The organism is Flavobacterium collinsii, from assembly GCF_902804485.1.
GTDB lineage: Bacteria > Bacteroidota > Bacteroidia > Flavobacteriales > Flavobacteriaceae > Flavobacterium > Flavobacterium collinsii.
In genome coordinates this window covers 35,938-45,813 of sequence record NZ_CADCST010000088.1, presented here as the reverse complement: position 1 = coordinate 45,813, position 9,876 = coordinate 35,938, and the positions used below count along the sequence as shown (strand labels likewise).

The window sequence follows — 9,876 nt, the reverse complement described above, 5'->3', positions numbered from 1 at the left end:
GCATAGATTTCTAAACCTTTATTTTCCTGACAATATTTTAGAGCATTTATCAAAATATTTTTTTGATTTAGTCTTGTAAATATATCTATCCATCCTACAACAGTTATAGTTATGAAATATGCTTCATCAGTTGTTGTTGCTTTGTATTTTGTTGACACGTGTTTTTTTTCCTACAAAAATAAAAAGTATAGTGGAAAATTTTAATTTTTTTATTTATAGGTTCTGAAGGAATTACTTTGCGGGCACGGATTGCAAATCCGCGCTATCGTTGCGGAGATAAATCTGCGCGATCAGGTAACACCTAAATTAAAAAGAGCCTGCCCAAATCTTTGACTTGGATTTTTTTCTAAATACTCTTCTAATAAATCAAGTATGATCCTATGTTCTTTTTTCATTTTAAATTAATTTTGTTTATTTTCTAAGTTCTCAAAAAATAGTATTGGATCAGTAATAAATTTTATTGCATTTGAACTTTTCAAACTCTCAATAATAGATTCTATTTCGGGTTTAAAGATTTGTCCTTTTAAATCAATCAAAACAAATTGATTTTTTTTGCAGAGATTTAAAATTGATTGAAGAACATTTATAATATTGGATGCTTTTCTTAAATCAATTCGGAACTGAAATTCTTTAATTTTGTTTTTGTCATCATTTAAGCAAATAAAGGCATCATTATCTTCTTCATTACTTCCATTGCCTTTCCAATTTATAAAAGTATCATTACCCCAATCAGCTCTTTTTATTATTTGATCCATTTCGGAAATAATAGAAGAAATATTTCCATCAAAATTTTCCCAGAAAGAATCAGTATCGGGTAAAAATTCAGTTTCATTATTTTCAAAAATATTGTAATTTTTATCAATAGAATTTTCAGGAATAACGATTAAAAGATATTGCCAGATTGCCATTTTACGATAATATTAATAATTGGTAATTACTTTCGAGCTAGCTAATATAGAAATTATGAAAATAGTATCTTACAAAAACGACTTGTTTTTTACCTAAATTTATTTTCGTTCAAAAAAATTAAATATCTTTGAACTATGAGCACAGCAACAAAACCAAAACATATCGGCAGAAATATAAGCCGTATCAGAGAGCTTAAAGATATGAAACAGGAAGCACTGGCACAGGCTTTAGGAACGAGTCAGCAGAGCATTTCGAATATTGAAAACAGCGAAACTGTAGACGAACAAAAACTAATTGAAATAGCAAAAGTTCTTGGAGTTTCTGTTGAAGCAATTAAAAACTTTTCGGAAGAAGCGGTTTTTAATATTATTGGAAATACTTTTCAAGATCACGGTAGTATTCCTATTATTACAACAGGTGATTACAATTGTACTTTTAATCCTTTAGATAAAGTTGTTGAACTTTACGAACGTTTGGTGCAAGCTGAGAAAGATAAAGTTGAGTACTTAGAGAAATTATTGAACGGGAAGTAACGTTTTTAAATATATATTATAAAAAGGAGATCTTATTAAGATCTCTTTTTTTATGTTCAATTGCTGGCGCGAGCGTTTCTAATGCTGTGCGAAGTCTCCCGACTTCGTACCCACTCCTAATATTCCGTTCCAATGTCTTGTAATTTACTTTGTGGTTAATTGGAACGGGTACGAAGTCGGGAGACTTCGCACAGCGATCGTAACACTTCGCAGAGTGGGGTCCCAAATCATAGCAAATACAAAACCAACTTTCCATTAGGCGCCTATTGCCCAAATCCGCTGTAGTGGCTGTTAGTGGCTTCTTTATGAAGCTAATATTCAATTCTACTTTCTCCGTCTATTGAAGCAAATACTTTATTTACTATTGAATCTTTAACTATAATGTCCCCTTCGCTATTAATCTTTCTCTCTTGTGTCATTTCCACTTCAATAGAGTAGCGATTTGAAAAATGCATCTTCCCATTAAATACTTTGTTGTTAAAATCATTATCATTCATTAAGAAATTGATAATCTTTTCATTATAAAAGCCTTTCCATCTGAAATTACGTTTTATAGCTGGAGTAGCGACATCAATCACTACTCTTTCTAATTCAAGTTTTGGTAAATCATCTGTACGCAATATAAACATAGAAAATTGATTTTTTTGTACTGTTCTGGGTGTTCCTACAGGCTCATCATCCTGTAATCGGAGCACATCAATATATTCCACTTTTGAATAGTTTTGGAGTCTTTTATAAAGATTAGATTTGCGCCAAGAAACTTTATAATTTTTATTTACTATGTTAACGGAATCTAAAACAGTTTTTTGATCTAATTCACTGTCTTCTTTTAATTGATCAAGATTTAGTTTTTTCAACTCCTTTCTTTTTATCTCATTATCCAATTTCAAATTTTCAATTTGCAAAGTTGTTAATTCTTCATTTTCCACAGGAAATCTTGACAGTACTCCTAAAGCAATAGCCACTATTAAACTAATTTGAGTAGAATTTTTGCCTAAGAGTTTCCACTTCTCCTTAAAACCACCCTCATTGCTTGGTAGCGTTTCTAAATCAAGTTGTAAGCCTAAAGTTTCAGAGATTTCCTTAATTATATATAATATTTCTTTTTCACATTCATTTCTAACAATAGAATTTATTGAATGACTATCATCGTCAAAATAGTAATGTAATTGTATGCCGTTTGATTTTTCTATTGACTCCATATTTTTTAGTAAAGGAAAATTCAAATGTAAGCTATTGATTGTTAAACAACAAATGTCCTTTGATTAGTCTGCGAGTAGTTTGCCGCTAACGTTCTTAATCTACAAGCAGTTTGGGATTAAATTAAGCCCTATTTTCGGATTTGCCAAATTTTCTCAAAATCAATTTTCAAATTAAGGTTAATATCCAAATTGTTTGTATCGTGTGTTACCAGTAGTTTTTTATTTATTTAATTGGTTTATTAGTGGCTCAATCTCTTTTTGAAAGTCTCCTTGTCTTCTCCAATTGCTACCAAATTTTTCAACACAATAACCTTTTTTAGTTGAAATAATTCGGTATTGATCTCCATTTGGTTTAGTCGCTACTAATCCATCATCTGTTTCATTCCAATTTGTAAGCTTTCTTTGAATGTTGTATAAATCACTCATGAATGCTCCTGTATTTTCATATCTAATTTTTAAAGAAGGATGAGTAGCTTTTTGAATAATTTTAATAATTTTTGGATGAATATATTTTGGCAATGTATTTAACTGCAATAATTTGTGTTTAGTAACCAGTTTATGAATTATTTTTTCAAGATAAATACTTTGCTCATAATGCCCAGAAATAGCCAAAAATTTCTTTTGCTCTTTATCATTAAGCCAATCAAAATATGCGCCTGGAAAAAAACCACCCAAAATTTGAAACAATGTAACTCCAATTTGATAAATATCAGATTGAGTAGTATAAGTATTATTATCGAATACTTCTTTTGGAGTGTATACTAGCGTTGTCTTTGAACCAGATACTGAACCTAAGTTTTTATCAAACTGTTTGATTGACCCAAAATCGGATATTAATGGTTGCTTACTGTCCTCATATATTAAGATGTTTTTCGGTTTCAAGTCTCGATGAACAATTGATATGTCTGATTTATGTAATTCTGTTAGGCCATGTAATATTCCGTGAATTACGTTGAGTTTCTCAGTCAAATTTAATTTTCCATTTTGAAAAAATTTCTCTAAATCTCCACCGCTTATTTCATCAGTCATAAAGTAACTATAATAGTGGCCAATTCTTTTTGCATCTCTCACTCTCAGAATATTTTCATGATCTATTCGTGATAATATTCGTGGTTCATTATGAGAGTTTTTGTCGTTTCCATAATAAATTTTTAGAGCGATTCTACGATCAAAAATTTTATGATAACCAAAGAAGATGTCGCAATTACCTCCTTCTTGAGAAACCCGATCAATAATAAAATCAGTTTGTGAAGTCAGAAAATCTTTTACCTCGTCATCTAAACCAAGTTCTGTTAAATTCATTTACAAATTTTTGATTTGATAATAAGCAATTTTTAATGCTTCTTCTTGATAACTATATTTTGCTTTAAAAGGTAATGGATTCTTTTTTATGAAAGCAGTACTTGTTTGGGGTTTAATTAATCTAACATCTGCACTTTCAAAACTTTGAATTATACCTTCAATTTTAAATGAAATAGGAGAAGCGGAAAGGTTTTTTTCACTCTGGTCGAATTTCGCAGGTTTAGGGTTTCTCCATCTAATTGTTATTATATCTGGATTAAAGCTTTCAAATGTAGCATGAAGTGATTTTCTGAATAAAATTACGTTTTGAGCAATTTCATCATCTTCTAGTTTGATAGGTTTATAACCTCCTGTAATATCATTAATTTGTCCACTTGAGTTTTCTTCTAGAGCAATAATTCTAACTTCTCGTCCTTTGATTTCAATTCCTAGTACTTTCAAAATATATTTGATTTTTATATTAATAATAGAGGAAAGATATTAAAGAAGATCTCTAATTCCATCTCTGTGTGAAAATTGCTGGTAACTTATTTATAGAAGAAACAAACTTTCATATATACACCTGAATAGGGGTAGATAAGCGAAAAGCTATTTCGTTTTCTTGCTTTTTCAAATATATGGATTTTTTCTTGCCAATTTTTACGGATTTCCTTACTTGATATTTTATTTATTAATTCAAAATAATGAATTGCAATGCAATAAAAAAGCGAGTAAAAATATTTTTACTCGCTTTGATCATTTTTATTTTTATTACCCCAAGAAGGCTTTCAACTCTTCATAAGTTCCAATCTTCACACTAACTTTCTCTTCATTAATAACACTTTCAATTTGAGCAGGAATAGGAAGCGTAATTCCTAGCGCCGGTTCAACCACATCTAAGAATTTTATAGGGTGTGCCGTTTCCAAGAAAACACCAATGGCATTAGGGTGTTTCTCCAATTCTTTCTTCAAACCTAGATAACCAACAGCACCATGTGGTTCTGCGATGTAACCGTTTGTGTTATAAATATTTTTTAGAGCAACAAGCGTTTCTTCGTCGGTATAGCTATAAGAAGAGAAGTCCTTTTCGAATGCTTTTAAGTCGTTGTGGTACAATTCCTGAATTCTAATAAAGTTACTTGGATTACCAACATCCATGGCGTTGGAGATTGTTGCTTTAGAAGGTTTCGGATCGTATGTTCCGTTTTCTAAGAATCTCGGCACCGTATCGTTTACGTTGGTGGAGGCTACAAAATGTTCAATTGGTAAACCCAATCTCTTAGCCATAATTCCGGCGCAGATATTCCCGAAGTTTCCACTTGGGCAAGAGAAAACCAATGGTTTGTTTTGGTTTTTCAACGCTTTATAAGCAAAGAAAAAATAGAACATCTGTGGCAGCCAGCGCGCAATATTAATCGAATTGGCCGAAGTCAGGTTTTTATGCGCTAAAGTTTCATCTAAAAACGCTTTTTTAACCATATCCTGACAATCGTCAAAAACACCGTCAACTTCTAGCGCTTTAATATTTTGCCCTAAAGTAGTCAATTGTTTTTCCTGAATGTCGCTCACCTTTCCTGACGGGTATAAAATCACCACATCGACACCTTCGACGCCTAAAAATCCGCTCGCAACCGCTCCGCCTGTATCTCCGGAAGTAGCCACAAGAACAGTGTTTTTAGCGTCTTTATTGTCTCTGTTAAAATACCCCAGACAACGTGACATAAAACGTGCTCCAACGTCTTTAAACGCCATGGTTGGGCCGTGGAATAATTCTAAGGAGTAGATTCCGTTTTCGACTTTTACTACCGGAAAATCAAAAACTAAAGTATCCGCAATGATTTCTTTTAATTTGTCTGCCGGTATTTCATCGCCAACGAATTGTTTGATCGCTTCAAAAGCAATGTGTTCGTGGCTTAAATTTTCAATTTCATCAAAAAACGAAGGGTCTAAAGGAGTGATGTTTTCAGGAAAGTATAATCCTTTATCACTCGCGAGTCCTTGTATTACGGCTTCCTTAAACGAAACCTTTGGGGCGTTATGGTTTAAACTGTAGTATTTCATTTTTTTTTATTGCTTTAAGCTTTAAGCTTTAGGCATTAGGCTTTTTCCCTAGTACGTATAGCTTATTGCTTTTTTCATGATTTTATTTTCGCAATGGTTTTAAGCTTATTGCCTAAAGCCTATTGCTTAAAGCGTCCCGTCCTAAAGGACGCGGACACCATCGGGATTAATCTTCGAAACGTGAATTTCATACGGTAAATTCATTTTTTCGTAAACGTCGCTCATGGCTTTGGCGATTTGGTTTGCGGTTTCTTCTCCACGGCTTAGAGCGAAGATAGAAGGGCCGGAACCTGAAATTCCAGAACCTAAGGCACCATTTTCGTAAGCGGTTTGTTTGATTTGGTCGAATCCCGGGATCAAAACACTTCGTAAGGGCTCCACAATTTCGTCATGAAGCGAACGTCCGATTAAGTCGTAATCTTTGGTGTATAATCCGGCGACTAATCCGCCCACATTTCCCCATTGCATGATGGCGCTTTTAAGAGAAACGTTTTGTTTTAGTACCGAACGTGCATCCGAAGTTTTCAATTCGATTTGAGGATGCACCACCGTAGCGAACAATTCCTCCGGGCTGTCAATTCGGATAATGTCTAAGGGAGCGTAACTTCTTACGAGCGTAAAACCGCCCAAAAGGGCAGGAGCAACGTTGTCGGCATGAGCGTTTCCGCTGGCCAGTTTTTCACCCTGCATGGCAAATTGTACCAAATCCTTGCGGGAATAAGGTCTCCCAAGCAATTCGTTGATTCCGAAAACTGCTCCCGCAGAACTGGCTGCACTGCTTCCGATTCCGCTTCCAGCTTTAATATGTTTGTAAATTTCGATTTCGAATCCGCAATCTACGTCAAGTGTCTCCAACATGGCCAAAGCCGCAACGCCTGAAACGTTTTTCTCCGTTTCTAAAGGCAAATCGGCTCCCTCGATTTTGGTAATTCGAACTCCTTTTTGAGCTACTTTTCGAACGATCATTTCGTCGCCCGCATTGTCTAAGCAAAGCCCTAGTACATCAAATCCACACGAAAGATTTGCAATTGTAGCGGGACAGAATAATTTTATTTCCATTGTTTTATAAGGTTCTGAGGTTCTGAGTTGCTAAGGCTCTAAGGTTTTTTGCTTTGCAAATTTTTACCACATTTTTTTAAAGGTTCTGAGGTTCTGAGTTGCTAAGGTTCTAAGATGTATCTGGTAAAAAAAACTCAGAACCTTAGTACCTTAGCATCTTAGCGCCTTTATATATTCCCTATTCGGATAACGTCAGCAAAAATTCCTGATGCGGTAACTGCTGCACCTGCTCCGGCGCCTTTGATTAGTAGCGGCTGATCTACGTAACGATCGGTGTAGAAAAGTACAATATTGTCTTTTCCTTCCAGATTGTAAAAAGGATGCTCTTTTGGAATGAATTGCAGACCAACGCTTGCTTTTCCGTTTTCGAATTGCGCTACATATTTCAATCTGGAATCTTTGCTTAACGCTTCGTCATAGATTTTTGAAAAATGAGGAGCATGTTGCGTTAAAGAAGCAAAGAAATCTTCGTTGTTAGTTGTGGCAAGACATTCGGCTGGCAGGAACGATTCGTTGGCGATCGCGTCAATATCCATTTCGTAACCGCTTTCGCGAATTAGGATCAGGATTTTACGAGCTACGTCGATTCCGCTTAAATCAATTTTTGGATCCGGTTCAGTGAAACCTTGTACTCCGGCTTCTTTTACCACATCATGAAAAGAATTGTCTTTATCGAAATTGTTGAAAATGAAGTTCAGACTTCCGGATAAAACCGCCTGAATTTTATGCACTTTATCACCCGAGGCAATTAAGTTTTTCACGGTATCAATAATTGGCAATCCCGCTCCAACATTGGTTTCAAATAAAAATGGTGCGTTGTATTGACGAGATAAATTCTTTAATTTTTTATAATTGTCATAGGCAGACGAGCAGGCAATTTTGTTACAGGTCACCACCGCAATACTCTGTTTTAAGAAATTTTCGTAGGTTTCAGACACGCTTGCATTTGCAGTAATATCAACAAAGATGCTGTTACGCAAGTTTAATTCCTTCGCACGAGCGATGAAGGCTTCTTTATTGGCATTTTCCCCTTTGTCCAAAGCCGATTGCCAGTCTTTTAACGAAATTCCGTCCTCGTCAAAAAGCATTTTTCGGGAATTAGATAAAGCGATCACACGAACATTGATTTTAAGGTTGTCTTTTAGAAACTTCTTTTGATTGTGAATTTGCTCGATGAATTTTTCACCCACATTTCCAACACCCATCACAAACAAATTGAGCTGTTTGGTGTTTTCTTCAAAGAAGTTTTCGTGTAAAGTATTCAATGCTTTCTTAACGTCTCTTTCGTTGATTACAGTCGAAATATTACGTTCAGAGGCTCCTTGTGCAATGGCACGGATGTTAACGTTGTTTTTTCCTAAAGTGCTAAACATTCTTCCACTTAGACCCTGATGGTTCTTCATGTTTTCGCCCACCAAAGCGATAATGCACAGGTCTTTTTCGACGATACAAGGATCGATTTTGTTTTGCGAAATTTCAACTTCAAAAGCTCTGTTGATGGCAGCCTCTGCATTTTCGGCATCCGAATTCAGAATTCCGATACAGATCGAATGCTCAGAAGAAGCCTGAGTGATAAAAATAACGTTGATTTTTTCCTGAGATAGTACTTCGAATAAACGTTTTGACGAACCTGAAACTCCAATCATTCCAGGGCCTTCAAGGGTTACTAATGAAATATTATCGATATGACTGATTCCTTTTACAACGGTATCTTTTGAGGAAACCTGGTCGGAAATTAAAGTTCCTTCAGCTTCCGGTTCAAAAGTATTTTTGATTAAAATTGGAATGTTTTTTCTTAAAACGGGCTGAATCGTTGGGGGATACAGCACTTTGGCTCCAAAATGCGATAATTCCATAGCTTCCTGATAAGAAATCGTAGCAATAGGGTGAGCCTGTTTTACAATTTTAGGATTGGCCGTAAACATTCCGTTCACATCAGTCCAGATTTCTAATTGTTCTGCTTCAAGTGCTCCGGCAACTATGGCAGCGGTATAATCAGAACCTCCACGGCCCAAAGTAGTAGCGATTCCGTCAAGAGTTTGAGAAATAAATCCCGGAAGAATATTAATTTTAGACTGATTTTCGGCAAAATATTCTCTGATCAGCTGGTTGGAAACTTCAAAATTTACAGCTGCTTTTCCAAAATTATTATTGGTTTTAATCAGTTCACGGCTGTCCTTATAAACCGCATTTTTATCAATTTGCAGATACGCCTGCGCAATGATGTAAGACGAAAGCAGTTCTCCAAAACTTAAAATGGTATCTGAAGTTCGGGGAGATAATTCGCCCAGTAAAAAACAGCCGTCCAATAAAGTTTCTAAGTGATTGATGATTCTTTTTACATGGCTTAACAAGCTGCTTTGCTCGCTAACCGGAATAAGTTCTTTTAAAGTGTCAAGGTGTTTTTTCTCGATTTCGGCAACAATTTCTCTAAAGCTTTCGTCATTTGCTGCTGCTTTTGCTGCTGCCAATTGCAGTAAATCAGTTACTTTGCTTAAAGCTGATACTACAACAACCAATTGGTCCTGCTTCGATTTTTGATTTATGATTTCGAGAACTAGTTTTATATTTTGTGCATTGGCAACCGAAGTTCCGCCAAATTTTAATACTTTCATTTTTGATGTTTTTTAATAAGGTGCAAAGATTTTTAGTAACAAAGGTTCAAAGGTTATCAACTGTGAACTGAAACTGAAAACTGCAACTATTTTTTTCTTTGTAAATGTTTTTTATGTATCCAATAACTCTCTTCTTCTTAGAAAAAAGTACTAGGTAACCTGAGTGATATGTAAAATGTATACCCCTAAGGGGTAGTAGTTGTTGTAGTTGAAATT

General features: G+C 34.9%; 8 protein-coding genes and 1 pseudogene. 1 reads left to right on the top strand and 8 read right to left on the bottom strand.

Going from position 1 to position 9,876, the window contains the following annotated elements; genetic code table 11:
* A pseudogene (locus tag FLA105534_RS23825) lies at positions 1–158 on the bottom strand (REP-associated tyrosine transposase); the annotation flags it as partial.
* A 243-nt stretch (positions 159–401) separates the two neighbouring features.
* Positions 402–908, bottom strand: a complete 507-nt coding sequence (locus tag FLA105534_RS13650) for a hypothetical protein (protein ID WP_173966677.1) — start codon at positions 906–908, stop codon at positions 402–404.
* 135 nt (positions 909–1,043) lie between these two features.
* On the opposite strand from FLA105534_RS13650, the gene FLA105534_RS13645 reads away from it, so the two are divergent.
* Positions 1,044–1,442, top strand: coding sequence for a helix-turn-helix domain-containing protein (locus FLA105534_RS13645; protein ID WP_173966676.1), 399 nt, complete (start codon positions 1,044–1,046; stop codon positions 1,440–1,442).
* 311 nt (positions 1,443–1,753) lie between these two features.
* Here the strand turns inward: FLA105534_RS13645 and FLA105534_RS13640 are convergent, their stop codons facing one another.
* From FLA105534_RS13640 to thrA, 6 genes are all read right to left on the bottom strand, one after another.
* The gene (locus FLA105534_RS13640; protein WP_173966675.1) at positions 1,754–2,644 is read right to left on the bottom strand and encodes a hypothetical protein; all 891 of its coding nucleotides are present in this window, start codon (positions 2,642–2,644) and stop codon (positions 1,754–1,756) included.
* Positions 2,645–2,863: 219 nt separating this feature from the next.
* Positions 2,864–3,946, bottom strand: a complete 1,083-nt coding sequence (locus tag FLA105534_RS13635) for a protein kinase domain-containing protein (RefSeq protein ID WP_173966674.1) — start codon at positions 3,944–3,946, stop codon at positions 2,864–2,866.
* Positions 3,947–4,387 (bottom strand): DUF3010 family protein, encoded by a 441-nt coding sequence (locus FLA105534_RS13630; RefSeq protein ID WP_173966673.1) that lies wholly within the window; start codon positions 4,385–4,387, stop codon positions 3,947–3,949. It abuts the gene before it with no gap.
* 309 nt (positions 4,388–4,696) lie between these two features.
* Positions 4,697–5,986 (bottom strand): threonine synthase, encoded by a 1,290-nt coding sequence (gene thrC / locus FLA105534_RS13625; protein ID WP_173966672.1) that lies wholly within the window; start codon positions 5,984–5,986, stop codon positions 4,697–4,699.
* Between the two features lie 141 nt (positions 5,987–6,127).
* On the bottom strand, positions 6,128–7,045 hold the full coding sequence (locus FLA105534_RS13620) for a homoserine kinase (RefSeq protein ID WP_173966671.1): 918 nt from the start codon (positions 7,043–7,045) through the stop codon (positions 6,128–6,130).
* 167 nt (positions 7,046–7,212) lie between these two features.
* Complete coding sequence (gene thrA / locus FLA105534_RS13615; RefSeq protein WP_173966670.1) at positions 7,213–9,660, bottom strand: bifunctional aspartate kinase/homoserine dehydrogenase I; 2,448 nt, start codon at positions 9,658–9,660, stop codon at positions 7,213–7,215.
* Between the last annotated feature and the right edge of the window lie 216 nt (positions 9,661–9,876).